General features: G+C 38.1%; 23 protein-coding genes. 9 read left to right on the top strand and 14 right to left on the bottom strand.

All coding sequences use genetic code 11. The features are described 5' to 3' along the window. Positions 1-77: 77 nt before the first annotated feature. The 6 genes from HPT25_RS10570 to HPT25_RS10545 form a co-directional block, all read right to left on the bottom strand. Positions 78-1,712 carry a M20/M25/M40 family metallo-hydrolase gene (locus HPT25_RS10570; protein ID WP_173063493.1) on the bottom strand — a complete coding sequence of 545 codons (1,635 nt, stop codon included), beginning with the start codon at positions 1,710-1,712 and terminating at the stop codon, positions 78-80. Further along, positions 1,705-2,562 carry a polyamine aminopropyltransferase gene (gene speE / locus HPT25_RS10565; protein WP_376767920.1) on the bottom strand — a complete coding sequence of 286 codons (858 nt, stop codon included), beginning with the start codon at positions 2,560-2,562 and terminating at the stop codon, positions 1,705-1,707. The genes HPT25_RS10570 and speE overlap by 8 nt, the downstream gene beginning before the upstream one ends. 83 nt (positions 2,563-2,645) lie before the next feature. Next, positions 2,646-3,686 (bottom strand): putrescine carbamoyltransferase, encoded by a 1,041-nt coding sequence (gene ptcA, locus HPT25_RS10560; RefSeq protein WP_173063487.1) that lies wholly within the window; start codon positions 3,684-3,686, stop codon positions 2,646-2,648. 115 nt (positions 3,687-3,801) lie between these two features. Further along, positions 3,802-4,938 carry an agmatine deiminase gene (aguA, locus tag HPT25_RS10555; protein WP_173063483.1) on the bottom strand — a complete coding sequence of 379 codons (1,137 nt, stop codon included), beginning with the start codon at positions 4,936-4,938 and terminating at the stop codon, positions 3,802-3,804. After that, a complete protein-coding gene (locus HPT25_RS10550; protein ID WP_173063480.1) occupies positions 4,922-6,328 on the bottom strand; it encodes an APC family permease in 1,407 nt (468 codons plus the stop codon). Before HPT25_RS10550 ends, aguA begins: the two co-directional genes overlap by 17 nt. A gap of 418 nt (positions 6,329-6,746) precedes the next feature. Continuing rightward, on the bottom strand, positions 6,747-7,580 hold the full coding sequence (locus HPT25_RS10545) for a MurR/RpiR family transcriptional regulator (RefSeq protein WP_173063477.1): 834 nt from the start codon (positions 7,578-7,580) through the stop codon (positions 6,747-6,749). A gap of 359 nt (positions 7,581-7,939) precedes the next feature. Here HPT25_RS10545 and HPT25_RS10540 point away from each other — a divergent pair, with 359 nt between their 5' ends. Further along, positions 7,940-8,122, top strand: a complete 183-nt coding sequence (locus HPT25_RS10540) for a hypothetical protein (protein WP_173063474.1) — start codon at positions 7,940-7,942, stop codon at positions 8,120-8,122. Between the two features lie 516 nt (positions 8,123-8,638). On the opposite strand, the gene HPT25_RS10535 is transcribed toward HPT25_RS10540, so the two are convergent. The 5 genes from HPT25_RS10535 to HPT25_RS10515 all read right to left on the bottom strand — a co-directional run bounded on the left by HPT25_RS10535 (position 8,639) and on the right by HPT25_RS10515 (position 11,867). Beyond that, on the bottom strand, positions 8,639-9,037 hold the full coding sequence (locus tag HPT25_RS10535) for a VOC family protein (protein WP_173063471.1): 399 nt from the start codon (positions 9,035-9,037) through the stop codon (positions 8,639-8,641). Between the two features lie 241 nt (positions 9,038-9,278). Next, positions 9,279-9,425, bottom strand: coding sequence for a hypothetical protein (locus HPT25_RS10530; protein ID WP_173063468.1), 147 nt, complete (start codon positions 9,423-9,425; stop codon positions 9,279-9,281). A 219-nt stretch (positions 9,426-9,644) separates the two neighbouring features. Continuing rightward, entirely contained in the window at positions 9,645-9,866 is a 222-nt protein-coding gene (locus HPT25_RS10525; protein ID WP_173058275.1) for a hypothetical protein, read from the bottom strand. A gap of 671 nt (positions 9,867-10,537) precedes the next feature. Continuing rightward, on the bottom strand, positions 10,538-10,708 hold the full coding sequence (locus HPT25_RS29245) for a DUF4083 family protein (protein ID WP_217269683.1): 171 nt from the start codon (positions 10,706-10,708) through the stop codon (positions 10,538-10,540). A gap of 484 nt (positions 10,709-11,192) precedes the next feature. Next, positions 11,193-11,867, bottom strand: a complete 675-nt coding sequence (locus tag HPT25_RS10515) for a TetR/AcrR family transcriptional regulator (RefSeq protein ID WP_173063465.1) — start codon at positions 11,865-11,867, stop codon at positions 11,193-11,195. 166 nt (positions 11,868-12,033) lie between these two features. On the opposite strand from HPT25_RS10515, the gene HPT25_RS10510 reads away from it, so the two are divergent. Then, positions 12,034-13,017 carry an aldo/keto reductase gene (locus HPT25_RS10510; RefSeq protein WP_173063456.1) on the top strand — a complete coding sequence of 328 codons (984 nt, stop codon included), beginning with the start codon at positions 12,034-12,036 and terminating at the stop codon, positions 13,015-13,017. Between the two features lie 399 nt (positions 13,018-13,416). On the opposite strand, the gene HPT25_RS10505 is transcribed toward HPT25_RS10510, so the two are convergent. Together HPT25_RS10505 and HPT25_RS10500 are read right to left on the bottom strand one after the other, a co-directional pair. After that, positions 13,417-14,154, bottom strand: a complete 738-nt coding sequence (locus tag HPT25_RS10505; RefSeq protein ID WP_217269682.1) for a MerR family transcriptional regulator — start codon at positions 14,152-14,154, stop codon at positions 13,417-13,419. A gap of 296 nt (positions 14,155-14,450) precedes the next feature. After that, positions 14,451-15,014 (bottom strand): GNAT family N-acetyltransferase, encoded by a 564-nt coding sequence (locus tag HPT25_RS10500; protein WP_173063454.1) that lies wholly within the window; start codon positions 15,012-15,014, stop codon positions 14,451-14,453. Positions 15,015-15,211: 197 nt separating this feature from the next. Here HPT25_RS10500 and HPT25_RS10495 point away from each other — a divergent pair, with 197 nt between their 5' ends. The 7 genes from HPT25_RS10495 to HPT25_RS10465 all read left to right on the top strand — a co-directional run bounded on the left by HPT25_RS10495 (position 15,212) and on the right by HPT25_RS10465 (position 24,997). Beyond that, a complete protein-coding gene (locus tag HPT25_RS10495) occupies positions 15,212-16,429 on the top strand; it encodes an ATP-grasp domain-containing protein (RefSeq protein WP_173063451.1) in 1,218 nt (405 codons plus the stop codon). 18 nt (positions 16,430-16,447) lie between these two features. Beyond that, on the top strand, positions 16,448-18,442 hold the full coding sequence (locus tag HPT25_RS10490) for a hypothetical protein (RefSeq protein ID WP_217269681.1): 1,995 nt from the start codon (positions 16,448-16,450) through the stop codon (positions 18,440-18,442). Positions 18,443-18,560: 118 nt separating this feature from the next. Further along, positions 18,561-19,595 (top strand): N-acetyl-gamma-glutamyl-phosphate reductase, encoded by a 1,035-nt coding sequence (gene argC / locus HPT25_RS10485; RefSeq protein WP_173063448.1) that lies wholly within the window; start codon positions 18,561-18,563, stop codon positions 19,593-19,595. Between the two features lie 12 nt (positions 19,596-19,607). Beyond that, the gene (argJ, locus tag HPT25_RS10480; protein ID WP_173063445.1) at positions 19,608-20,837 is read left to right on the top strand and encodes a bifunctional ornithine acetyltransferase/N-acetylglutamate synthase; all 1,230 of its coding nucleotides are present in this window, start codon (positions 19,608-19,610) and stop codon (positions 20,835-20,837) included. A 17-nt stretch (positions 20,838-20,854) separates the two neighbouring features. Continuing rightward, the gene (gene argB, locus HPT25_RS10475; protein ID WP_173063442.1) at positions 20,855-21,628 is read left to right on the top strand and encodes an acetylglutamate kinase; all 774 of its coding nucleotides are present in this window, start codon (positions 20,855-20,857) and stop codon (positions 21,626-21,628) included. Next, positions 21,625-22,803: an acetylornithine transaminase gene (gene argD, locus HPT25_RS10470; protein WP_173063439.1), complete on the top strand. Its 1,179-nt coding sequence runs from the start codon at positions 21,625-21,627 to the stop codon at positions 22,801-22,803. Before argB ends, argD begins: the two co-directional genes overlap by 4 nt. A 361-nt stretch (positions 22,804-23,164) precedes the next feature. Further along, the gene (locus HPT25_RS10465) at positions 23,165-24,997 is read left to right on the top strand and encodes a hypothetical protein (RefSeq protein WP_173063436.1); all 1,833 of its coding nucleotides are present in this window, start codon (positions 23,165-23,167) and stop codon (positions 24,995-24,997) included. Positions 24,998-25,208: 211 nt separating this feature from the next. On the opposite strand, the gene HPT25_RS10460 is transcribed toward HPT25_RS10465, so the two are convergent. Next, positions 25,209-26,492, bottom strand: coding sequence for an ATP-binding protein (locus tag HPT25_RS10460; RefSeq protein ID WP_173063433.1), 1,284 nt, complete (start codon positions 26,490-26,492; stop codon positions 25,209-25,211). Positions 26,493-26,562: the final 70 nt, after the last annotated feature.

The following is a 26,562-nucleotide window of genomic DNA, read 5'->3' as shown; positions in this document are numbered from 1 at the left end:
ATTGTTCTACTAAATAAGAATCCAAGACATAGCATTAAGCTGTCTGGATTCTTATCCATTTATATGTAAATGGTTTATCAATTTGCTATTCGTTCAATCATTTCTTTTAAAAGCTTGGGCAATACTTCGAGTGCATATGGCAGATAAAGGCGTTCAGTCTTTTTATGAGCATCCTTGCCAATGGGTCCGAGATTTACTACAGGAATATCAAGATATTTCGACTGTTCAAATGGGTATTCAAAATCAGTTCCCCACCCTGGGAAATTCCTCGACAAAGTATGAATATCCCTCGCAGTTCCTTTATAAGCAAATTCACTTAAATCAGAGATGCCTTCGTAAATTTCACCGATTGAGATAGATTGGTGATATTGATTTTTTGCGAGTACCACCAATTGTTCTACTGTTTCTATGATTTTCAGCTCTTGCGCTGTTTTTCGTTCATTGAATCCTGAAGGACAGTATGGGGGTAAAAAGCCGATAATAACAGCTGGCCCTATTAAACCGGCAGCGTCCACAAGATGATTAACAAGCCTTATGCCCCTGTCCTGTAGTTCGAGGCAGTTAGGCAGACTGTTAAGAAATTCAGATGCCATTTTCTGCTTAGAAATCCCGCTTTTCCTTTCTGCTAGTTCCGCCAATTCTCTATATTCAATCACTTGAGGATTGAACTGCTTTTTTTCCGAATGTGTGCGCTTTTCTAACCAACTTTTATGATAGTCTTCCAAAGCCGATCCCAATGCTATCTTGGCAGCAGTCTTCATCATTGCTTGAAGCTCATCCGGTGTCATGGTGACAAACAAGCTATTATAATACATTGCAATCCTTTCAATGACCGTTACCGAATAGGTAGGCTTTAAATCATATACCTTTAGACAGGTAAGCGGCGGATAGGTCACTTCTTTAAATGTTTCCGCGAAACTGCTGCTTCCTTCAAGCAGCCCTCCCAGTTTAAAGGCAATTAATGATGCCGGCAGCCCCTCAAAATATTCCCCGACATGCGTTTCCCTTCCGAGAACAAAAGTAAACGGAGTGTACATGCCAATCGTACCAAGGTGGATCCAAGCACATTCTTTATTTTCCAACGTAATACTTGGTTCACTGTCAATACAACAAAGGAATTCATAGCCTTCTTTCTTAAGTTTGGCAAGATAACGGACACCCTCTTGAATACCACATGCATTATTTTCTTCATCAGCAACAGCCATGAAGAGCAGATTGACATCCAAAAGTTCTGGATGCCTTGAAAACTCTTCCAGTACGGCAGCTTGGACGATTAACCCGCACTTCATATCTGCAGTTCCCCGCCCAAATATCCATTTCCCTGATTCAAGATCTATTCGAGCTTCCTCCGAAATATCTTCATTTTCCATTAATTTTGTGTAGTTCACAGGATCGAAAGCCTCAGCTTTTAAATTTCCGCAAACATCCGTGTCAACTACATCAAAATGCCCCATTAGAATGATTGTTTTGGCTACAGGTTTCTCTGCTTTGATCCAGGCATAAAGATTAGAGCGCCCGAGCCGGTCTCCCTGAATCGGCTGGATGCTCAGATGTTTAGGATTCTTTTGGAAATATGGAAGTTTATTTAACTCCTCATATAAAAACTGAGGTGCTTCTTTTTCTCCTTCCGAGTCGGTAACACTTTTTACCCGGCAAAACTTGAGCAATGTTTGATAAATGGATTCGGGTGTATTAATTAAACTACTAAGCATGTTGAATCTGCTCCCTTACGTAAGTTGGCAGCATAAAAGAACCAAGATGCACATCCGGATTATAATATTTTGTGTGAAGTCCGAACGTTTGCCATTTCTCCGGATGAAAATCATGTACAGGATGATATTTTTTCGAAGCAAAGCCAAATAGCCAATGTCCTGATGGATAGGTAGGCATATTATATTGATAAACTTCTGCAATTGGAAACATTCTTTTGACTTTGGCAATTGCCCTGCGCATTTCTCTTGCATTCTTTTCATAAAAAGGGCTCTCACACTGGTTTACGAGAATCCCTTCATCCGTTAAGGCATTATAGCAGCTTTGGTAAAATTCATATGTGAATAAGCCTTCCCCTGGTCCAATCGGATCAGTCGAATCAACAATTATTAAATCATACTTAGCATTGACGTTGCGGACAAATCCCGCCCCATCTTCAAAATAAAGAGAAACTCTTGGGTCACCCAGCTTGTGGGCGGTGATTGGCAGATATTGTTTTGCAGCTGCCACCACCTTCTCATCAATTTCAACCATATCGATTTTTTCAACAGAATGATAGCGTGTTAGTTCGCGCACTGTACCACCATCCCCTCCGCCAATAACAAGTGCCCTTTTAATAGAGGGATTTGTTGCCATCGGGACGTGCGCGATCATATCATGATAGATAAATTCATCCTTTGATGTCAGCATAACCATACCATCGATGATGAGAAATTCCCCTACTTCCTCACTGTCAAAAATATCAATTTGCTGATAAGGACTTTTACCTGTATATAAATGTTCTTTTACTTTTATCGATAATCTGATATTTTCCGTTTGCTGCTGGGTATACCATAATTCCAACTCCGTCACTCCCTTTGAAATTCAAAGGCTGCCCTAAAAGTGAAGGGAAACACCTTTAGGGACAGCCTATTTCTAATTACAAATACTCAGTTTTAATATACTTCCACTAATTCTTTCTCTGCTTCAAATGCAGCAAATAGTGTTTTTTCCAATTCAAATTTTGCTTCTGCTGCTTTGTCTACATCTTCTTTGTTAAGCCCTAAGAAATAAACGAGAAGTCCACGCATGGCAGTAAGTCTATTCTCCGCTTCATCAAATACTACCGAAAATTCAGAATCGATAACTTCATCTGTTACTTCTTCATTGCGGGTAGCTGGCAGACAGTGCATAAACTTGGCACCAGGTTTTGCTTTTTTCATCATTTCCATTGTTACTTGGTATTTTGGATAGAAGATTGCTAATCTCTCTTCTTCTGATAATTCGGCATCATATAAGCCATACCATACATCTGTATAAACAAAGTCTGCATCCTTAAGTGCTTCTTCAGCATCATCTGTAATAAGGAAGCTTCCACCAGATACATTGCAATTTTCCCCAAAAATTTTCAGATGGTCTTCACTTAATTGGTAGCCTTTTGGTCCAAATTGCACAAATCTCATTCCCATTTTGGTCGTAATAAATCCTAAAGAAGCACAAACCTGTGTGGCATCACCGACAAATACAACCTTGCAATCCTCCAATTGTTTTCCTTCAGGTAGATGTTCGATCATCGTAATGATATCGCCCATTTCCTGAGTAGGGTGGTTATAGTCCGACATGCCATTAATAACTGGAATAGTAGCATTTGCAGCTAAATCGGCTACAGATTTATGTCTGTCAACACGAGCCATTAAAATGTCTACCAATCTTGAAAGCACCCTGCTGGTATCTTCAATTGTTTCATGGCCGCCAAGCTGGATTTGACCTGGAGCAAGATATTGGGCATGGCCGCCAAGCTGTTCCATTGCTGTTTCGAAGGATACACGAGTTCTTGTTGAAGTTTGTTGGAAAATCATGCCCAAAGTTTTATTTTTTAGAAGCTGTGGATAGTATCCCGCTTTTATACATTTTTTCAATGCAAGTGATAGATTCACAATTTTCATCAATTCTTCCTTTGAAAAATCATTAGTATCAATAAAGTCTTTAACAGTCATGGTTAATTCCTCCTTAAGTTTAGAAAACGAATAGTTTTATATTTTTCCATGCGTATTACTCTGTTCGGTAAAGCTTAAGCTATCCAGTAATAATGGTGTTGTGTTGCTCAATCTATTATCTTGCACCCACTAATTCTAGAGGTTTAATTGCTGGGATTGCTAACGGCTGCTGTTGGGTAATACAGTGGATATTCCCTCCGCCCAAGAGGATTTCTCTAGCGTATACCCCGACTACTTTTCGCTCAGGATACAATTCACTGAACAACGCTAATGCCTTTTCATCACTTGGGTCGTTAAATTGTGGAATGACCACCCCTCCGTTTGCTGTGTAATAGTTCGCATAGGAAGCAGCCAATCGGTCACCCTCAACACGCGGCAATGTTCCGTCTACTGTATCTACCCCTTCACTTTCTTCTTTTGTGATCAATATTGGCGATGGCAGATATAATTTATGAACAGTTAATTTCCGGCCCTTGGCATCGAATTCATTAGTTAGAATTTCATAACATTCCTTGGAAATTTCATATTGCGGGTCGCTTTCATCATCTGTCCAGGCCAGCACAACTTCACCTGGACGGACAAAGTTGCAGATATTATCAACATGGCCATTTGTCTCATCTAGATAGATTCCACGTTTTAGCCAAATAACTTTTTCCGCACCTAAATACTCTTTTAATGTTTCTTCTATTTCCTGCTTCGATAGGGATGGGTTTCGGCCCGAACTAAGTAAGCATTCCTCTGTTGTGATGACGGTCCCTTCCCCGTCAACGTGGATGGAGCCGCCTTCAAGAACAAAGTTATTTAAACGGTACCGGTCTTTACCTTCGAGATCACAGATTTTCTCAGCCACACGGTCATCTTCATCCCAAGGGAAATAGAGTCCATCAATAAGTCCGCCCCATGCATTAAAAGCCCAGTCTACTCCCCTGATATCACCGGTTCCATCATGAACCACAAAAGTCGGACCAACATCACGCATCCAAGCATCATTGGTTGCCATTTCAACAACTCGAACATAATCAGGAAGCATATGACGGGCGTTTACATACTGATGCTGATTGACGCACATTGTCACTGGTTCAAATTCAGAAATGGCTTTGGCCACGTCAACAAAGGCGTGCTGAGCTGGTTTGGCACCATTGCGCCAGTTATCCGTCCTTTCCGGCCAGATCATCCAGCAGCCATCATGATATTCAAATTCCCCCGGCATTCGATAACCATCTTTTTTTGGTGTACTAAGCAATGTTTTCATCGTTTCCAACTCCTTTTTTCATTTCGTTTTGTTTTAAACTGTGATGAATGATTACTTCACCAACTATTACTGAAATGATTGTCCCAATTAGCAGCGGAAGTTTTGACATAAGCTCTTCCTTACTGAAATTAAGTGGTACGACTGTGAAAATGACTGAAACGATTAGCAGTACAAGCGGCAAATACGTAATAATTTTTAACTGAATACCATTTGCTTTTACTTTGAAAGGCCGTTCCCTGTCACCATCAATTTTTCGAAGTTTCAGGAATGAAGGGAACATGAAAATGTATGATGCCAGCAATGTCACCAGGTTCAGTGCAAAAAAGCTCCAAAATATATCCTCCAATCCAAAATGGTTCATGACAGGAACCACCAAGACAAGAACCGAAGCAATGATAGCATTTAAGAGTGGAGCACCTATCGGCATGTCTGTTTTTTCGTTTTTCCATTTAAAAATTTTTGGCAAGCTGTTATTTTCGCTTGCATAAGAAGCGACATAGTTAACTCCGTAAGCCCAAGAAATTAAATTGGCACCCAATGTAAATAGGAACATCAAACCGATGATCGTAACAAACCATCCACCATGTGCACCAAGTAAAATTGAGAAGCTATCGATTAATCCGCTATCTGTTGTCAGTTTATTAAATGGGATCGCCACCCCAATTCCGAATGCTGCCAGCAGATAAAATATGGCGATCAACAATCCTCCCATAATTAATGCTTTTGGAATATCCCTCTGAGGGTTATCCATCTCTCCAGACATGGATGCAACTACTTCAAACCCAAGGAAGTTAAAGATGATAACCGAAATAAACGCCAGACTGTTAATATCAAGGGAAGGCATCATGTTATGCATGTTAAACGTATTGGCCACACCACGTGTGGTGGCAATATAAATTCCAATACCGCCCAGACTAACCATAATAAATACTTTAAAAATCGCGGCTAAGTTCAAAATCCATTTGCTGTCACTGATGCGAAACAGACTGATAACGGTTACAATCCAAATGAATATTAAGGGGATCATAATGGAACTTACTGTTCCGAATTTATATCCACTGATTTGCGTAAGCGTTGTAGGAACCAGCACTGCCAACGATCCCATCCAAAGAGGGTAGTTGATCCAGTAATACCATGTCACCCTTCCTCCATTTCTGAGACCGTATGCTCTTTTCACCCAATCATATATACCGCCTTCATCATTATAGGTCGTGCCAAGTTCCGCCGAAACCAAGCCATATGGCAGGAAGAAGCCGATTAGCAGCAGCGTCCACCAGAAAAATTGTGACGGTCCAATTGCAGCTGCCGGGGCAACTGATTCAGCTACTAAAACTACGGTTACTGATAAAAGGACTGAGTCAAATAAACGAAGCTTTTTTTTCTTTTCCATCGTTTATGCTCCCTTTTGCTTTAGTTGACGAGGCCTCGATCAAAAAAACTCTTCTTTTGGTCAACCAAGCTGATTATTTGTACTTCCAACATTCCTGCAGTAATGTTTACACCTTTATCTTAATGCGGTTTCAAACAGCTGAAAATAGATTTAAAGTCTTTAGAATCAAGGGGTATATCATTAAAAAAAGTTTCAAATCATGAAACATATTGTCACAATTTCCTGCCTTTTTCCCTTCTTCCAAAAACAAGTTTCAAATCACGAAACATGTTTCAAACAAAAGAAAACCCGCCAATTGCACGGCAGAAACAGTGCAGAACTTATATATTCCTAATAGTCCAAAAGGCTTCAAACTATGAATTCACAGCTTGAAGCCTTTACCTTTATGTTGCTGCTTTTCAACTGCTCTTGGGGACGCTCACTGAAAAACTTCTCTTATTCCTTTGTCAAGGCTGTAATAGGGAATTTGACTGCTGTGCTCCTCATTCTCTGCCATTTCTTCCATATACTTATAAGCTATTAATTCTATAAGACTAATCATCGATATTCGAGAAGTCATATCAATCCCGTGAACCTGAATATAATCTGCAAATACATAGAGATTAATATGGCTCATGTTTTGAACAGGATTATTATTGGCTGATGTAATGGAAACAACAGTGGCTTTTGATCTTATATTTAATAGTTCAATATCCTTGATCAACTCCTTATCTTCTCCCCCAAATGTCAAAAAGAAAACAAGATCTGTGTTGCGGATTCCATTTAAAAGCATTTGCCTAAAATAGTGATCCTCAGGGAAAACAACTTCAAAGCCAAAGCCGGAAAAGATATATTCAAAGTAATGGCCAACACTTTTGTTTAAACCTCTCGCCATTACCACCAGCCTTGGTTTTTCCTTCAATATCCGAACAATTTTATTTACTTTTTCATTATCAAGAACACGTACCGATTCATAAATATTTTTCAAATATTCAATACGATAATTTTCCTGTGGTACAACAAAAGGATTATGATTTTCTTCACAATCTGTATCTGTGTATTTAAGGATGGCTATAAAGTCACTGTATCCGGAAAAGCCAATCTTTCTAAGAAAGCGAATAATAGTAGCGGGTGAAACAAAACATGTTGCCGCCAGCTCACGGATTGTGCTTTTCTTTACCTCTTCCATATTTCGGATAATATGATTATATAGTTCTTTTTCATTGTAATTTAGCGTGTTAATATGTTGAGATGTTATCTCAAAAAAATCCATTCTGCCGACCTCCCATACTCTTATAATCGATAAGTGTATATCGTTTTCATCATTATAACATTAGGTAATACCAAATACTTATTACTACATACGTGTTTTTTGACAGATTTGGTAACACTTATATATTTCTTTCTGCTACCTGCATCCCTTTAGTTGAAAAAGAATATGGGTTGTCTATTTTCAATTGAGCGTTGAATTTATTTAATACAGACTATTAGTATTAAATAAAAAGTCTATACTATCTGTTGGATGCTTCAAATGTCATTTGAATTCTAGAATTCAAGACAAATACCCAAGAACATTTACCCAAATATGCATATGCTCTAATGTAAAATGAAATGAGGAGGATGACTAATTGTATGATTAATACCTATAATGAGAGAATTGGGTTAGGTGGACCAGGATCCGGTTTTGGGTTTGCACCAGGACTTGGTTTTGGAGCTCCAGGATATCCACATCCGTACCCACACTACCCTTACTACCATCATCACTATCCGTATTACCACCACCACTACTATCCGTATTATCACTACCCTTATTAAGATTTTTGATAAACTAGACATCCAAATAAAAAAGAACAGAGGTTTCTATGAAACAGGCGTGTTTCTACAAGTAGAATCGCCTGTTTTAAGACGGTTGAGGTTTGTACTTTTATGCTGGATCGTTACTGCATTTGATCCCTCTTTATTTCTAACAAATCCTTAGCTGAGATTGGCTTCTCAAAAAATATGATCTAATCATGATTTACAATAAGTCATTGTCTATTTTTGATTAAATTCGCGAAAGATACTGACAATAACGTCAGTTTTTTATTGTCAAACACACCACAAAATGGTCCTAAACATAAAAAAAGATCACAATTCTTGCAGAAAAATCGCGCTCGATTGTGAAAGATCTTTCTCCAACTAATCTGCACCTTTGTTTAAATAAGAAAAGCGCATTACCGTTTTTCCAGTAATGCGCCCTATTGTTACATAATTATACTTATGTTAAGTTCCGTATCAACAAGTCAATCAATCAAAGCAATGGAAATTTCCCTGTGCTTTCCTAACATTCGTTTATTTTGGAAGATTAAGTTGCCACGATACACCGAAGCGATCGTTTAGCCAACCAAATTTCGTGCTGAACCCATAGTTATTTAACGGCATAAGTACTTGCCCATTAGTAATCAGTTTCTCATAAAGTTCGTTGATTTCCTTTTCAGAATCACAATTGACATAAATCGAGAAGGAAGGTGTAAAAGAGAACTCATGCTTCCTATTACTGTCAATGCACATAAATTCTTGGCCTTTTAGCGAGAAGACAGCCTTCATAACCGTTCCCTCTTCTCCGGTTGCATTCGATCCGTAACGAACGATACTAATGATTTCTGAATCCTCTATGATTGAGGTATAGTAATTCATCGCTTCTTCTGCCTTGCCATCTTGAAACATTAAGAATGGTTTCACATCTGACATACTAATCCAACTCCTATTTAATTTTTTCATAATTAGGGATATCTACTGCCTTAACTCTTGGTGAATGTATGGGAGACGTAATTAAGCCTACTATAACCAAATATCGGAAACCGTCCAAATCCTATGGCACACAAATTCCTTCTTCTCGTTACGATTAGGATTTTAGTATTCAGAAAAGATTTGGTGATAACCAAAAGCGATGAATCTTAGAAAATCATGAACAAGTCCCAAAGAAATTAGATTATAGATTTTTAAGTTTTTGAAGAAGTTCTATTTGTTCTTCCTTTAACGATTTAATTTCTGCCTCTAACATTTCTATCTTCAATATTAGCGGTGACAATGCTTCTTGAAGCATTGAACGTAGACGATCACTTTTTTCCTGATCCATTTTCATCCTCCTTAAACAATTAGTTATAATGTTCTTCTTAATTACATTTTATATCAAGATTACGTTCAATTAAGTGAATTAAATCATACATTTATTAGGCAGCTTATAATCGATGAAAAAAGTAAGAGCCAACAATAGACTCTTACCTTTTATGGACATTTTACAAAAACATCGCTGATTTTAAACCCTAAGGGTTATAAAAAATATGTTACGATAAAATCAAGATGATCCAAACACTTTCTTTACGATTTTCATTTTGAAATTTCGTAATTTAGAAATGTCATGTTTCATAGTATAAATACCAATTAACTCCAAAGCAATCCCAATACCAATACATAATCCTTCAATAAAATCCGGTAAGTGTATTGAGAAAAGATGCAATAGTAACATTATTGCAACAATTAGCACGCCAATACGATAAAAATTATTTAAACCTTTCACACAACCACCTTCTAATATAATAATTTTCCGCTATTTATTGAATTCTAAGCTTTTTGGTTTTATTACGGATAAGAAGAAGTGAGCTTAAGGAACAAATAGAACACACCCCAAGTTCAAGGCTTTGATTATGAATGCTAAAAGCAATAATTGCCAACAAACTGCTGAACGATAATACAGCAACAATCTTGAGAAGAGTGATTAAAAACATATTCATATGGTGGTTTCCCTCCCAGTAAAAGAAACGAAATATAATAATCACATTTGATATTAACCTTCAATATCTAATTAAAGACTGAGAAAAATTGGCTTTCTACTTTTCTTTCATTCTTAGCGCTCGATTGTGAAAAATCTGATTGAAGTTATGTACTCTTTATTTAAAAATCAGTGCTTTGCATTGTAAAAGCACTACGTTAGGTTCCAAAAACTAATATTATATCAATACACCTTATTATAATAATATTTTACTGATAGTCTTATTATTAAGAGAAAACACAAAGTTAGCAGTAATGTGTGAATAGCTTGATTACCGTTTAATATCTTTACAAAAAATTAAGACTCTTAGATATTCTGCTCCCTAAACATAAAATAATGCGCACAATTCTTACTAAAGAGTTGCACAGAAGGAAGACCTTCCTAGCAAAAGTAAAAAAATCTACACCCTGCAACACTATCTAATTTCTTAGTTTTTGCTCTGTTATACGATCCAATTTGTCCTCAATACGTTTTAATTGTTGCTTCCTCTTCAGTGAAGAACGAACAAAACCTAATAAAAAGATAATTATTATTATAGGTATAAGGAATACAATCAGTTGAAAAATAATATCTCCAATATTTATATGCATTTTCTTTTCCTCCCCCTCCCTCTTTTATAATATAATACCATCCCCTTTAGGTAATTTTTAACTTTAGTACCATTTGTCACATTTCCCTTAAATTTTTCACTTGAATATCCAACATTTTTATAAATAGAAAATCCACAATATTACCTTAAAACATAAATAAAGAGCACAATTCTAGTTACTGAATTGAGCTCAATTGCGGAAGGTAAAGATAACTGCTATGCTTGCTGACCTGGACTTGTAAAAATACAAACCCATCACATTTTATCTGTCAATAATCAGCGAATCCCATCACATCATGTTAGAAAAAAATACAAACTGTCTTCAAAAAGAGACATTTTGTTAAAATGATTAAGTGTTTTAATACATAAGCATATATCATTCCTTGAGACGAGTGGATGAAACAAATAATTAATGATATTACTCTTCGCAAGCAAATTAATTGTTTCCGAATAATTGGATGGAATCAGACGAGAACCTTTTACGTCTATAAATATAGATTTTTGGTAATTTTTTGTGCCAAGTGTTCAATTTTAGACATCATCATGGTATCATCTACTGCTTGAAGTTTTTCTGGTATGAATAATTGAAGTTTTTTTAACGTGTAATAATCATAGAGAACTTGGTGAACGGTTAAGTTATTTTCCATTAAATATTTGACATCAAAAATGTTCTTCAGTATTTCATCTTGCAGGATGAAAAGCTTGCCATTGATCTCATTAAATATGCCTTCTCGCATTCCTTCATGTAAAAAAGACAATAATTGTTTTTCCCGCAGTTTCAAAGCTTCCCTTAATCGATCATAACTATCTGGATAATTGCTTTCGAGTTCAACTAAAAAAATATCTGTAATATACTCTATAAATAAAACCGATTGTTCAAATAATTTCTGGAATCGAGCACCAAATCTTTGATCGGAGTCTAGTGAATCCGCCATAAGTTCATTAATATAATCCACATAAAAATTCACAATACACCGAATTACCTCTTCTTTTGATGGAAAATATTTATATAAAGTAGCTCTACTTACATCCATAATTTTCGCAATCTCTTCCATGCGTAAGGATTGGAAACCGTTTTTTCGTACATAAGGGCATAACTTTTTAATAAGTCTGTCTCTTGTCTCATTTTGTTTGTCCGATCCTTTGTTTCCTTCGCCCATTTTATGTACCTCCTTTCTTTATTTATTAAACTTATCACTAACCTAAATTATATACACTATATACACATTGAATCAAATAGACAATAAATGTGTTTTTTGTTTACAACGTATATATTTCATGTTACCATAAATTTGAAGTTAAAAAATTGAAGGGTAGGTGCACATCATGAAAACGAGGAAATTTGGTAATAGTGATTTAGTTGTTTCTTCTATTGGTTTAGGTTTGATGGGAATGTCAGGGAGTTATGGTCAGACGGACGACGAACAATCCATTAAGACCATACATCGTGCTTTGGAATTAGGCGTTACGTTTCTCGATACCGCTGATATTTATGGCAATGGTCATAATGAGGAATTGCTTGGGAAAGCTCTCAAAGGCCGCAGGAATCAAGCTGTCATTTCTACCAAGTTTGCTTTCCTTCCTAATTTTGAAGGAATTAATGGTCATCCAGATTATGTTAAGAAGGCTGTAGATGAAAGCCTTCGTCGATTAGGGATTGAATATATTGATCTGTATTATCAACATCGGGTAGACCCTAATGTTCCAATTGAAGAAACAGTAGGGGCAATGGCTGATCTAGTTCAAGCAGGGAAAGTTCGTTATCTTGGCCTTTCAGAAGCCTCTGCATCTATCATTCGCCGTGCACATGCAGTACATCCCATCACTGCATTGCAATCCGAATATTCCCTTTGGAGTCGGGAAATTGAAGATGAAATACTGCCTACCGTAAGAGAATTAGGAATTACTCATGTAGCCTACAGTCCATTAAGCAGGGGATTTATATCTGGTGAACTTCGCAAGTATGAAGATCTGGCTGAGAATGATGTACGCAGATATATTCCACGTTTCCAAGGAGAGAACTTCAAAAAAAATGTGGACCTTGTGGATAAAATTAAAGAAATAGCGGAAGAAAAAAACTGCACTCCTTCCCAATTGGCATTAGCATGGACGATGGTTAATGGCGCTTTGCCAATACCGGGAACCAAACGGATCAAATATTTAGAGGAAAATGCAGCTTCCGTAAATGTTGAACTAACACCTGAGGATTTAGCTCGAATAGAATCTGTTAGTCCTAAAAATGCAGCACATGGTGGTCGACTTATAGACAGCGAAACATTTCGAAGACATTTGAAGAAGGCGAATACCTGATGATGTAATGACCAATTAAATAGATAAGGTCAAAGTGTATACGTAGTTTTTAATTGATCTGTCTTAAGTATCCAATAAAAATAGCCTAAAAAAGCTCTCTTTTATATTAATATAGGAAACATATTTATTGTTCTACTTTTGGACTTAGCTATATTAAAATAGTTGTCCCTTGGATGTCAAAAACGTTCAAGGGACTTTTGTTGATATGTAATTTAAGGGGGCGAATTTGAATCGCTAAAAATTCGATTTACTTTTAATAATTCCTTTTCTAAATTTAAAAAGATGTTCCTTAACAGAAAGATCATAATTCATGTTCCATGGATCGCACATGTTTGCTCAGGCCGAAAAAGTCGAGGCAATTCGAAATGCTCCCGACTTTTTCGTTAATGATAAGTTAATTTAGATGTGTGACATGGCTTTTTTAATATACTTATAAAGCTCTCCGTCTACCCCATATTGAAGTGGGTTGTTAGGATTTTCTGCATGGAAGCGTTCAGCTGCTTTAACAATCTCAGGGTCACCGCCTGTAAAATTGTAGGTTAATTCCCGCCAACGTTTGGCTAATTGTACAACATTTGAGCTTTCTGGGGGTGTATCTTTTTCCAATTCCACTCTGATATTAGCAATCAATTCAGCCCAATTATTTTCTAATTTCTTTTTTTCTTCTAAGCTAAAATGACTTGTTTGATTTTTCATTTTTTCTAGTAGTTCTTTTGTAAAATACTTTTCACTCATATTGATCACCTCAATTAATTTAATAAATTGTTCAGACTGAACTTTCTGTTGAGTTGTTAGCAGTTCATAAATGCCTTCTAGCCTACCATACAACTGTTCTTGCACCTCAATTTGTTTCCTCACAGTTTCTAATTGCATTTTGACTACTTCAAGTGGATTAAAATTAGGATTTTCAATCGCTTCTTTAATCTCTTCCAAGGTAAATCCCAACTGTTTTAGTGATAGAATTTGTTGCAGCTTTTCAATATCTTCTTCGGTATAAATTCTATGCCCCGATTCTGTGACATTAGATGCAGAAAATAAGCCAATTTGGTCATAGTGATGAAGTGTACGTACAGTTAATCCAGTTTGTTTTGCTAATTCCCCTATTTTCCAATTCCTTATTATGATCAGCTCCCTCATTTCGAATGTTTGTTATTGCCGGCAACTTTACTATACAATCTGACGTTACGTTAGGTTCAAGTGTTTTCTCAATTTTTGTCAATTTTAAGTTCACTAGTAGATAAAGCGGAATGTTGGACAAGAAAAGACGCCACATTATTAAAGAATGGCGCCCTTTGATTGAATGCTATGCATATTTAGTTGGAGGGACCTCTTTTACCACCTCCATACTCTTTTTTCTCACAAAAAAGCCTGCACTCTTTATGCAGGCTCTCATCATTGATTAAAGGAATTACTATTGTAAAAATACTCCGGCACTAAGCTTTACTATATGTTAATTCTCTCATCCAAAGGACATCCGATACAGGTTGGGGATTGCGCCCATACATTTCCTTGGCTTTAAATGCATGTACCCCCTCATAAATTGCTTTCATTTGGTCATATACCCATTGCTCCGTCCTATGTACAGGCAACCAGCAAAAAATGTCCATTTTGTTCAACTCATTTGTGACCATATGGATTCTTTCGTATTGAATGGAGTTCATTTTTAAGAAATGATTCTTCTCATAAAATCGTATTCTTTTATCCGAGTCGGGATCTATTATGCTAACGGGTTCAACTTCCAGTATGATCGCTTTCCCCTTCCGCTTCAGCTGGTCAAGGATCTGGCCGCCTCTCCCATTCCCACGGTTGTTTTGGGTCACGAGTATATAGTCTATAAAAATACATTCAGACGTTTCGAAGTAGACTAGTACATGATCTTGGCTTTCCTCTAATTGATAAATTCCTTGTTTTTCATGAAAAAGGATTTCAAAATGCCTTCTAGTTTTCATTTCTTTTTCTGGAAAATAATCAGTCAATCTCGCATACCAGTCTTTCATCCTTATACCCCTTTGCCGGAAATTTTTGACTATCTGATGTTTCCTCCCTTATTTTAGTGAGTTTATGTAAATTTTTCGTTAAGGTAGTTTTTAATTTTCATACTATTTTTGTAAATTTGAAAATTACAATAGAACCGTTTGCTAAAATGAGGTTGCTATGATCTTTTACATATTTCGAAATAGGGAGAGTTTTGCAGATGAAACAGAACAAGGGTATAACCGCATTACTGGGCTGGAGCCTGCAGGCAATTGAAGCAATTGACAAAATGAATCGACCATTTGTGGTTGTTGGCCCCCCTGAATATCAAGGTTTTGCTGACACCCATAACATCCAGTTTATCCCATGGGTATTCGGCCATTTAGAAACGCGCTCGCATGAACTCTATGAAAAATTAAAGGATCTTAATACCAAAGTGGCTGTACCAATCTACGAAGAAACCGTTGAGTGGGCTGCTGCCATAAACGCAAGACTATGGGAGAACCCGCGAATTTTCCATAAATCACTGCTTCTCCGAGACAAAGGCTTGATGAAGCGCAGAGCACAATTAGCAGGGATCCGTGTGGGGGTCTTTGAAGAAGCAAACACCAAAGAAGATATCCACTATTTTCTAAAAAGAATCAATAATGCACTTTGTAATATGAATGAGGAGGATTATGCTCCCATTCACGTTAAACCATTTGATAAAGCAGGCACAGTTGGACATTACATGATCCGAAAATCATCACAGATTGACCAAATTGACGATTCAGAATTTCCTTTACTAATGGAAAGCCACCTGGAAGGGCAAGAATTCTCTTGTGAGGCCTTTATCCATAATGGAAAAGTTCGATTCCTGAATATTACGGAATATGTAAAGTTAGGTCATTCTAACTTCGTACCCGCTTCTCCTTCACTTGAAAAATGGAGACCACAAATCAGGGAAGCAATTGAGAAACTTGTGGTTGCTTTTGAAATCGAATATGGCATCATCCATCCTGAGTTTTTCATCACCCCAGATGGGACATTGAGTTTTGGAGAAGTTGCGAACCGTATTCCTGGCGGCCATATCTTTGACCATATTGAAAATGCATATGGCTTCAGCCCTTATCAAGGCCAAGTTCTTTGTTGCGATCCTGAAACAACCGAAGAAGAAATTGAGGCATTTTTCCCTGAGGAAGTAATATCTGCAAAGGGTTATTCAGGTAATCTCATGGTCTATCCAAATGTAAAAATCGTTGAAAAGCTAAATATGCCAATAAAGCTTAAAAATCATCCTTATTTTGTAAAACATAATATGTTCATTCCTATTACATCCAAAGTGGCAGAACGGGTAGGATTTGGGAATCACTATGGATCTATTTTCTTTTTTGGTGAGGATGCTGATGAAATGAGATCCCTTTTGAAAGATTACGAGCAATATCATTTCTACCAATAAAAAGGAGTGCATAAAAGGATGAGTACATTAACGAGAAAGAGAAAAAGAATCGGTAAACAGACAGCCGCTTTAAAAGCAAACTTTGAACTTGCTTTAGACAAGCTTGAGCAGGCTAAACCATTCGCAAAAAGCCTTTATCAAACTGACGTATACCAATTAGCGATCGACCTTTCTTACTCATACGATGGATTGGACATTATCTATGAAAATGCTCATCGTTTTGACCATGCTGGTGTCTTCCTTGGCGGTCAATGGGAAGATCCAACTAAAATGCAGCCTCCGTTCGTTGGCGGTTCATTGCGGGCAAAGCAAGGTGTCAACTCCATAATCGAATTGTTAAGTGAGATGAGAATGCTAGCCATCGCGAAAGGGAGTTACCTCCATGAGAGCTTGAGTATAGAAGAAGCAAATGCATTTTTAAATGAAGTCATGGCCCTAAATCTTGATTTGTTGTTTTTACCCGAAATGGAAGAAGAACACATGCCATTAGAAGATCATATGGTTCGGGCTCAATGCCTTTTCAGTTACCTGGGTCAGCAGCTTTCCTTTCGATCTATCGCCAATCAAATCGTTCAGGAATTAGAACGGCTATCAATTCAGCGCCCTATTATGACCGGACGAATTCTAAGTATGATCAACCTATCTAAACAACTAATTAAAAGTGATATTGATGAGTCTACGAAAGAAGCTCTTGAACAATATATACATGCTGTAAATTCTCCAACACCTTTAAGTAAAGAGGCGGCTGATCAACGAGAATATAGGCTTAAACTAGAAAATGCCGATGAAGAGATGTTAGATTCGGAAGCTACTATTCTCGCAAAATCGATGAAAGAGATGGGTCTTGTATCGCCCTATCATGCGGTTCTTCTACGGTTCCTTAACCGGAAGAGTCCAAATAAAATCCCGGCAGCCCTTGATTTGTCTGAAACAGGGATGTCTTGCTTTAATGCCCACCAAGAATTGATTCATGATATGATCCAGATTTCGATTTATCCAGAAACAAGTCAAACTGTGTACGGACTTGCAAGAATGCTTGATCGTGGGATACTCACACAGGTACACGTACTTCCTGCCATTCGCAGTCTGTTTGATCTCCCTATTCATGCTCAAGTGCGTCAAGTACTGACAAAATTTAAAGATGAAAAAAGTGCGATTAGCCTAAACGGTCTACTTATATCAGGAGTTGTAAGTGTACTCGGTCAGCCCCTTGGTGTTGGGCAAGGACACAATCCAACTTGCCAATCAGCAAGAGCCATTTCCCTCTGGGCTCAGCACGGAATCGGCCAACTGTTAGCCTATATTACCCGTGCTGTCCGTGATCATGATATTGATATGACATTTGAAGGAGAGGCCATTCATTCTAGCCTCCTTATTGGCGGAGTAGCCAATGCAATTGGGCCGGATTTAGACCCGATTTCACTGGTTCTTGTACCGCACCTTGATAAGATCTATAGCGAAATGATGAAAAGAACTCTTCTTCGCGGAGAGGACGGACATAAGTGGGTAAACCCGGAATTTTACGGTGTTTGGATTCCAAAAGGATTTATCAATGCTATTGATCAAATGACACTTCATGTTACAAACTACTCTGCTTTTGTTAAGTTGTTCTATGCTACCCACCATCCTGATTTTAATGAAGGCTATGGATTGATTTATCCGAATCCTGTTGGTATGTTCAGCACTAACGTTCATGGGGAACTGCTCGGGCTTCATGCTGTATCCATTCAAAGAATCAAAAAGGACCAGAACGGAAATGATCGAATTTATTTTTACAATCCTAACAATGATAGTGGGCAAAATTGGGGGCAAGGAATTATTGCCAGTGTTACAGGGTTTGGTGAACTTGAAGGAGAAGCCTCCCTCCCATTTCATGAATTTGTATCAAGATTGTACGCCTTTCACTATAACCCATTCGAACAAGGTGACACCTATATGGTTGAAGACTGTCTTGTTGACGAAGTAGAATCTCTGGCTCGAGAAAGCTGGGGCAAAAATTACGAGTGGGCATAAGAAAAAGCCCCACTAGTCAGCAGTGTATGGCCTGGATAGCCGTTAGGGCACTGCAGTTAGACGGTAACTTAGGAAAAACATGGACCTTTAAATAGCCATTCTGTCTAGGAGGAGCGAAATGAAAGTATCGATTATCGGCACTACCGGATATAGCGGTGGTGAACTTTTCCGTCTATTACATCATCATCCCATATTTAGGATACAGTCTGTTCATACGACAAGGGATGAGCATCCACTATATGAAGAGTTTCCGCATCTGAGCGGAGTGACAAACTTAAAACTGACACATATCGATCCTGAAGAAATAGCCAAGCAGTCAGATATCGTTTTTATTGCTGCCCCGTCAGGAGTATCCAGTAAGCTGACTCCAGCCTTTTTGAAGACTGGTATCCAAATTATTGATCTATCCGGTGACCTGCGGCTTACCGATGGAGAAGTGTATCGAAAATGGTATAAGCACGATCCTGTTGAAGACCATTTATTAGAAAAGGCAGTTTACGGGTTGTGTGAATGGAATAAAGAAAAGATTGTCGATGCTACATTAATTGCTAATCCTGGCTGTTACTCTACTGCTGTGTTATTGGGTCTTGCTCCAGTAGTAAAAGCGGGGGTGATTGATCCGAATATGATTATCATCGATGCCAAATCGGGTACTTCCGGTGCTGGAAGATCTGTATCTAAAAACCTTATATTCCCAGAGATTAATGAAAATTTTCGAATTTACAAGGTTAACGAGCATCAGCATATTCCTGAAATCCAACAGCAATTGAACCTTTGGAATACAGAAGTTTCACCAATTACTTTCAATACGCATCTGCTGCCGATTACAAGAGGAATCATGGCTACAACTTATGTACAGCTTACAGAACATCTAAGCACTGATAGACTCATTGAATTATATAATGAGCAATATTTACACAGTCCGTTTGTGAGAATCAGGCATAAAGGAAATTTCCCCTCTGTAAAGGAAGTATCAGGGTCCAATTATTGTGATATTGGTTTACATGTAGATGAGAGAACAGGAAGGTTAACGATTGTTTCTGTCATTGATAATCTCATGAAAGGTGCTGCCGGCCAGGCTGTACAAAACGCTAATTTAATGAATGGATTGAATGAGAAAACGGGATTAGAGTTTATTCCCTTGTATCCTTAAGGAGGAATTGGAATGCCAACATTGTTAGAGGATAAAATAATCGCCATTGAAAACGGGAATATATTATCACCACAAGGTTTCAAAACAGCAGGTGTTCATGCAGGCCTTCGATATTCTAAAAAGGATTTAGGGGTCATTATTAGCGAAATCCCGGCTTCATCTGCAGCCGTATATACTACAAACCAATTCCAAGCCGCACCATTAAAAGTAACGCAAGAAAGTATTGCCTGCGAAGGGATCTTACAGGCTGTTGTTGTAAACAGCGCTTGTGCCAACGCTTGTACAGGTGAAAGAGGATACAAGGATGCATTAGAAATGCGCACCTTAACATCAGAAAAATTCAACATAAAGGAAAATTTTGTGGCCGTTGCTTCAACAGGTGTGATTGGCGAGTATTTGGATATGGATAAAATCACAAACGGCATTCAATTATTATCACCAGGGAATTTAAACAGTGATGCCATCGATTTTCAAACAGCTATTCTAACTACTGACATTGTGATGAAAAACTGCGGTTACACCACCATCATCGACGGAAAAATCATTACGATTGGAGGAGCGGCAAAAGGATCAGGAATGATTCATCCCAACATGGCAACCATGCTCGGCTTCTTAACAACGGATGCAGCTATCTCTTCTGAAAATCTTTCTGCCGCCTTAAAAAGGGTAACTGATCATACGTTTAATCAAATAACAGTGGACGGAGATACCTCAACAAATGATATGGTTCTCGTTATGGCGAATGGAATGGCGGGAAATCAGCCATTAACGCCTGAACATCCTCAATGGGAAACATTTATTAAACTTTTAACCAAAGCATGCGAAAAGTTAGCCAAGCAAATTGCGATGGATGGCGAAGGAGCTACGAAGTTGGTTGAAGTCGAGGTTCTAGGGGCAAAAGATCAGGAGGAAGCAAGATTTGTTGCCAAACAGATCATTGGATCAAATCTGGTGAAAACGGCTATCTTCGGTGCTGATGCCAACTGGGGGAGAATCATTGGTGCGATTGGCCAGACAAATGCAATGATTAATCCTCATACAGTTGATATTGCCATTGGCCCTATTCAGATGCTTGAAAACAGCGTACCATGTGTTTTTTCAGAGGATGACGCCCGCAAGTATTTACATTCGCCATTTATTAAGATCTTAGTAGATCTTCATGTGGGGAATGGTTCCGGCAAGGCCTGGGGCTGTGACCTGTCTTATGACTATGTCAAAATTAATGCCAGCTATCGTTCGTAAGAATGGGAGAAAAATAGATGAGATATATTGTGATCAAATGTGGCGGCAGTGTTTTGGATGAGTTAACGTCTTCCTTTTTTACAAGTCTCTCGGAATTGGAAAAGCGTGGGTTTAAACTCGTTTTCGTCCATGGCGGCGGACCTGATATTAATGAAATGCTTGAATTATTTCAAGTAACACCTCAATTTGTAAATGGATTGCGAAAAACGGATGAGCAGACACTAAAAATTGCGGAAATGATTCTCGCTGGCCAGACCAATAGAAAGCTTGTATCACTGCTTCAGCAGCATCATTTCCCTGCAGTCGGAATCAGCGGGAGCGATGGCTGCTGTTTACAGGCGGAGTATTTAAACCGTGAAAAACTAGGGTTTGTTGGTAAAATCAGCGAAGTGCATACAAAATTCTTAGAGCTTGTTGTTAATGAGAACTACATTCCTGTCATTACCCCGATCGGAATAACTGAAAACGGCGACAAGCTGAATATAAATGCCGACTATGTGGCAGCAGAGGTAGCTAAGGCACTAAATGCCGAGAAATGCCTATTTGTTACCAATGTTGATGGTGTGTTCATTGAGGACTCTCTCGCTGAGAGCCTATCGCACCAAGAGGTCAATACCTATATTGCAAAAGGTGAAATTAGCGGCGGAATGATTCCGAAGGTCCGCTCCGCCCTTACCGCTGTAGAAAAAGGTGTTGAAAGCGTCATGATCGTTTCTGGTAAAAAAACATTTTTTGAAAATGACCACTGGCACGGTACAAGATTTTATCAAAAGGAGACGATTAAACATTGAGTCACTTATTTCCAACTTATGCACGATGGGAAATTGAACCTGAATCAGCAAGCGGTAGTACGATAATCGATAAGAATGGGAACAAATATCTTGATTTCACATCAGGGATCGGAGTCTGTAATCTTGGACACCGGCCAATACATGTTGAGAAAGCAGTTCATAAACAGCTTAATCAATATTGGCATGTATCAAACCTTTTCCAAAGTGACAGCCAGGAGACAGCCGCAAAGATGCTTGCACAAGCGGCAGGACTCCATCGTGTTTTCTTTGCCAATAGCGGCGCAGAAGCAAATGAAGCAGCTATTAAGCTAGCCCGCAAAGCAACAGGAAGAACGAAAATTATTACCTTTATAAATTCCTTTCACGGCCGTACGTTTGCGACGATGTCTGCAACAGGCCAAGATAAAATAAAGCATGGATTCGGTCCAATGCTCGAAACATTTGTCTATGTTCCATTTCATGATATCGAATCGGTTAAAGCTGAAATGGGAAATGACGTCGCCGCGGTTATGTTAGAGATCGTACAGGGCGAAGGCGGAATTCATGTTGGAAGTAAGGAATTTTTACAGGGGGTACAAGAGCTTTGTAAGCAGCATGGAGCACTGTTCATCATTGATGAAATCCAAACAGGTATCGGCCGAACAGGGAAACCCTTTGCCTTCCAGCATTACGACCTAGATCCAGATCTTGTTACATCAGCTAAAGGTTTAGGAAACGGCTTTCCGATCGGTGCCGTAATCGGGAAAGAAAAGCTCACACCCTATTTTGGCCCAGGAAGCCATGGCTCGACCTTCGGAGGAAATCCTGTTTCAATAGCCGCAGCTGTGGCTACAATGGAGACCATTTTTAATACAGAATTTTTAGATGAGGTTGTTGATAAAAGTCAGTTTCTCTTCCTGCTTTTGAGGACTCACCTAAAACACCTGCACATCATCCAAGATATAAGAGGGATTGGATTGATGGCTGGAATCGAATGCCAGATTCCCGTAACAACGCTTTTAAGCGAGCTGCGAAAAATGGGGCTCATCGTACTGCCAGCAGGTGAAAAAGTCATCCGGCTACTGCCTCCGCTAACCATATCAAAAGAAGACCTTGAAAAAAGTGTTATCATCATTAAACATTTATTAGAAAAATTATACTTATCGCCGAATAACAAGAAAATGGCTATTAATTAGCTTTTGAATAAATGGACCCGAAATATTATTCGCGGTCCAATTTTTTTATCTTGGTAATAAAATTAAGTGCGTTGAATGATGGACCAAATTCCAGCTAATTTTACCTGGAAGAAAAAACAAAAATTTGAAATTTTCCCTATTTTATGTTAAATTATTCAGATACGAATTCAACTCATTGAATACTCCGAAACTAATTGATCCATCCATATTCTCACCATGGTTAAATTGCAAAGCATTCAATAGCTCAATTCCCCAGTTCTCGGTCCAAACTTTTCATTTATGTATTTCCTTATAAGTTATTCTCTTAGTATTTTGTCAGTAGGATACTATAAAGACAAAAAGCAGAGAAGGGAATGAATATATGGGACTTTTACTCTTTACTTCAGAGGATTCATTTCAAAGGGCCCTTTATCAGTTATGGAAAACTCCAACCAAAACAAAAAACTTATTTCAAAATGCCGTTTTCGAAGAAGCTGCTGACCTCCTCAATGAACCGAATGGTCTGGCATATATTTATAACTATGCACACCTGTTTGATGAAGCAGGAGTTTTTACTGGGAAGCCATGGGAAAATGTCCGCAAGCTAAATCCCACACTTGTAAGAGGCACTTTGCATGCAGGCGGAATCATGGCTGCAGCAGAGGTCATGAGCAATCTCAGAATTCTCGCCATTGCTAGAGGTGAATACGTCCATCAGGAAATGTCGGCTGAGAAAGCATATGATTTTCTAACAAAGGTTTTAGCTTTGAACGTAGATCTCCTTATAATGAAGGAAACGGAAGAAAATCGGGTTACGCAGCTTTACAAAGACAAACAAGCATCGGAAATTCTGGGATTTATCTCAGACCATTGTTTTTCTCCACAAGTTTTTAACATTTTATATCAAGAAATCGATAATCTTGCAGTCCAAAGGCCTATTGTAACGAACAAAATCCTGAAATTGATTTCCAATGCCAGAAGAATAGCCGACAGTCAAAAAACTGCCAACTCCAGCTTAATGAAATACGAAAATGCCGTCTACTCACCATCTGCTTTGGCAGCCGCTGCAAAGGAGATGTATGAAAATCAACTTAAAACAAGTAATGATTTATTGCTGATGAAGGAAGCCGAACAGCTGCGTGCATCCATGAAGGATACCGGTCTTGTTTCACCGTTCCATGCTTTATTTTTAAAATTTATCACGAAAGAAAAGCCCGGTTTACTGCAAAGTCTCCTAGCCGTGGACGAAACATCGCGGGAAAACCTTCGTACGAATCTTGATTTTGTTTCGTCTTTAATCACATCGTCCATTACGATGAATACTAGAAGAAGCATTTACGGTTTAATGTGCTTATTGAAGAGGAATATTTTTACGAGTGAATTTATAAGTGAAATGGAGAAACTTGTCAAAGCTCCCCTTCATGAACAGGTTAAGAAGAGACTTTTAGGCGTTCATCAACATTTGGATTCATCAGCACTGCGCTCTCTTATTGTCTCGGGAATGATTAGTATTTTAGGGCAGCCCCTCGGGATTGGCCAAGGTTTTAATCCAACATGTCAATCAACAAGAGCACTCAGCTATTGGTCACAAAAGGAGCCCGTCATGCTGCTCAAATTGTTTAATCATTTTCTGGAGCACGGGAAGATTACCATTCATTTTGAGGGAAGACCGATATCCTCAGATGCCCTTCCCCATGTCTCGCTAAACGATGAGGACCATATTGATACCGTATCACTGCTTTTAATTCCTCACCTTGATTCTATTTATTTCGAAATGCTAAAGACTGCCAATGGACGAGGACAGGATTCCCATAAATGGATTAATCCCGCTTTCCATATAAATGGTGTTTGGACCGAGTTTTCCGATATCTATAGTGATCCGGACTTTACAGCACGATTCTATCAATACTATCATCCTTCATGTAATCCAACAGTTAATGAAGGTCTTCCCCAGCCAGCTGGGATTACGATCTATAACCAATCGGGGCAAGTACTTGGAGCTCATGCCATTCTTATCCAAAGAGTAGACCATGACCCAAAAGGCTGTATTCGCGTTTACTTTTACAACCCCAATAACGACAGTCTTCAAGTATGGGGCAACTCCATTAGAACGAGCGTTTCCGGAAATGGTGAGTATGAAGGTGAGTCTTCTCTCCCTTTTGATGATTTCCTCTATTTTTTATATGCTTTTCATTATCCAATACATGAGGGATGACACACTATTAGACAGGTGCCTATATTGGTTGATTCTGCTTTACTGTCACTTCACAGAAAAAAGCAAAAGGGTGAGGGACTTCCTTTAGCCCTCACCCTCTTGCTTTACTGCTCTGAAAACTGCGAACTGGTCTTCAGCTCTCTCATGATTATTTCTTTGAAACCTGTAAACTGCCTAAATCAATACTTCCGTTTTCGTCATCTATAAAATTTTATGTTTCTTCTACTTGTGGTTGAGCAGGATCTTTTTCATTTTCAGGTAAGAATACAATAAATTCCGATCCTATATTCTTTCCACTGTTCACTAAAATTTTACCTTTGAAAGAGCGGATAATTTGAAAACTTACCATCATTCCTAACCCTGTCCCACCTTCCTTTAACGAATAAAATGGAGAACCAAGCTTTTCAATTTGGTCCTTTGTCATGCCAATTCCTTGGTCCTTAATGGAAATTTTTATATATCCATCATCATCTTTAGTACATATAATCCATACAATGCCACCATTCGGCATTGACTCGATTGCATTTTTCAAAATATTAATCAATGATTGATTCAATTTCTGAGGATTAGCATAAATCCAACAGTTATTATGAAAATCAGTTTTTATTTCAACATTATGGGCCATAGAGTAACTTTGAATGATGTTTACAACACGATGCAACTGATAACCTACATCAATTCTTTCGTTATTAATTGCAGTGGGCTTTCCAAAAGATAAAAAATCATTAATAATTTCATTTGCACGCTCTAATTCCTCCAGGGAAATTTGGACATATCCCTTGTTTTTATCAGGTAAATTGGCTTCTTTTAGAAGTTGAAGAAATCCACGAGCTACTTGCATTGGATTTCTAATTTCATGAGCAAAAACACTTGTTAACTCACTTATAACGCGTAATTTCTCTGTGTTTTGCATCTCTAATCGCAGCTGGTTAAATTCCCTGATGTTTTCATATAAAATTGTGAAGGAGCCTGAAACTACCACTGCAAAGATAAGATGAATACACTGTACTTTAAAATTCTCAATGGAAAAACCTCTAAGAATGACAAAAATAGTAATGCCGATAAGACTATAGTATAGAGAAAGACCGACCGCAATTTTAATTCTTTTATCTTTATTCGAACTAGCAAAGGATTTTTGAAAAAACAAAATAACAGGCATTGTAAATAGTAAGACAAGAATCGTATTATAAAATCCAATATCAATACCAAAATAAAGTCGATAAAGTATGATAAGTGCTGATAAAAAGATGGCTGACCAAAATCCGCCGTATAAGCTTCCGAATAATAGTGGGATAATTCTTAACTCCAATCGAGCATTTGTACCAAAGGTCACTGGAAATGACATGCAAAATAATATAGAGATTCCCCATAAAATGGACATTATTACATTTTTATTTTTATCATTTATTACCCTTTCAGCAACAAATGTAAAGTGAATAAAAATGGGTATGACCATCACCGTTAGTTGAAACAAAAAATCCTTTACGATATTCATCTTTGATACCTTTCGTATTCTTTTCTGGATTCCTCAATCCAAGAACGCTATCAGTTCACAAATTTTATGA

Origin of the sequence: Neobacillus endophyticus, assembly GCF_013248975.1 — a bacterium.
GTDB classification, from domain to species: Bacteria; Bacillota; Bacilli; order Bacillales; family Cytobacillaceae; genus Neobacillus; species Neobacillus endophyticus.
Note: the sequence above shows the minus strand (reverse complement) of the source record. Positions and strands in the feature narration are given on the sequence as shown.

What these genes read in the sequence shown, in the direction of transcription:
- HPT25_RS10505 (WP_217269682.1), bottom strand. Translation starts at nt 14,154, where the DNA reads ATGAGGGAGCTGATCATAATAAGGAATTGGAAAATAGGGGAATTAGCA.
- argJ (WP_173063445.1), top strand. Translation starts at nt 19,608, where the DNA reads ATGCCAACATTGTTAGAGGATAAAATAATCGCCATTGAAAACGGGAAT.
- aguA (WP_173063483.1), bottom strand. Translation starts at nt 4,938, where the DNA reads ATGAAAACATTGCTTAGTACACCAAAAAAAGATGGTTATCGAATGCCG.
- ptcA (WP_173063487.1), bottom strand. Translation starts at nt 3,686, where the DNA reads ATGACTGTTAAAGACTTTATTGATACTAATGATTTTTCAAAGGAAGAA.
- HPT25_RS10495 (WP_173063451.1), top strand. Translation starts at nt 15,212, where the DNA reads ATGAAACAGAACAAGGGTATAACCGCATTACTGGGCTGGAGCCTGCAG.
- argB (WP_173063442.1), top strand. Translation starts at nt 20,855, where the DNA reads ATGAGATATATTGTGATCAAATGTGGCGGCAGTGTTTTGGATGAGTTA.
- HPT25_RS10500 (WP_173063454.1), bottom strand. Translation starts at nt 15,014, where the DNA reads ATGAAAGACTGGTATGCGAGATTGACTGATTATTTTCCAGAAAAAGAA.
- HPT25_RS10465 (WP_173063436.1), top strand. Translation starts at nt 23,165, where the DNA reads ATGGGACTTTTACTCTTTACTTCAGAGGATTCATTTCAAAGGGCCCTT.
- HPT25_RS10490 (WP_217269681.1), top strand. Translation starts at nt 16,448, where the DNA reads ATGAGTACATTAACGAGAAAGAGAAAAAGAATCGGTAAACAGACAGCC.
- HPT25_RS29245 (WP_217269683.1), bottom strand. Translation starts at nt 10,708, where the DNA reads ATGCATATAAATATTGGAGATATTATTTTTCAACTGATTGTATTCCTT.
- HPT25_RS10530 (WP_173063468.1), bottom strand. Translation starts at nt 9,425, where the DNA reads ATGGATCAGGAAAAAAGTGATCGTCTACGTTCAATGCTTCAAGAAGCA.
- HPT25_RS10460 (WP_173063433.1), bottom strand. Translation starts at nt 26,492, where the DNA reads ATGAATATCGTAAAGGATTTTTTGTTTCAACTAACGGTGATGGTCATA.
- HPT25_RS10570 (WP_173063493.1), bottom strand. Translation starts at nt 1,712, where the DNA reads ATGCTTAGTAGTTTAATTAATACACCCGAATCCATTTATCAAACATTG.
- argC (WP_173063448.1), top strand. Translation starts at nt 18,561, where the DNA reads ATGAAAGTATCGATTATCGGCACTACCGGATATAGCGGTGGTGAACTT.
- HPT25_RS10545 (WP_173063477.1), bottom strand. Translation starts at nt 7,580, where the DNA reads ATGGATTTTTTTGAGATAACATCTCAACATATTAACACGCTAAATTAC.
- HPT25_RS10540 (WP_173063474.1), top strand. Translation starts at nt 7,940, where the DNA reads ATGATTAATACCTATAATGAGAGAATTGGGTTAGGTGGACCAGGATCC.
- HPT25_RS10550 (WP_173063480.1), bottom strand. Translation starts at nt 6,328, where the DNA reads ATGGAAAAGAAAAAAAAGCTTCGTTTATTTGACTCAGTCCTTTTATCA.
- HPT25_RS10535 (WP_173063471.1), bottom strand. Translation starts at nt 9,037, where the DNA reads ATGTCAGATGTGAAACCATTCTTAATGTTTCAAGATGGCAAGGCAGAA.
- HPT25_RS10510 (WP_173063456.1), top strand. Translation starts at nt 12,034, where the DNA reads ATGAAAACGAGGAAATTTGGTAATAGTGATTTAGTTGTTTCTTCTATT.
- HPT25_RS10515 (WP_173063465.1), bottom strand. Translation starts at nt 11,867, where the DNA reads ATGGGCGAAGGAAACAAAGGATCGGACAAACAAAATGAGACAAGAGAC.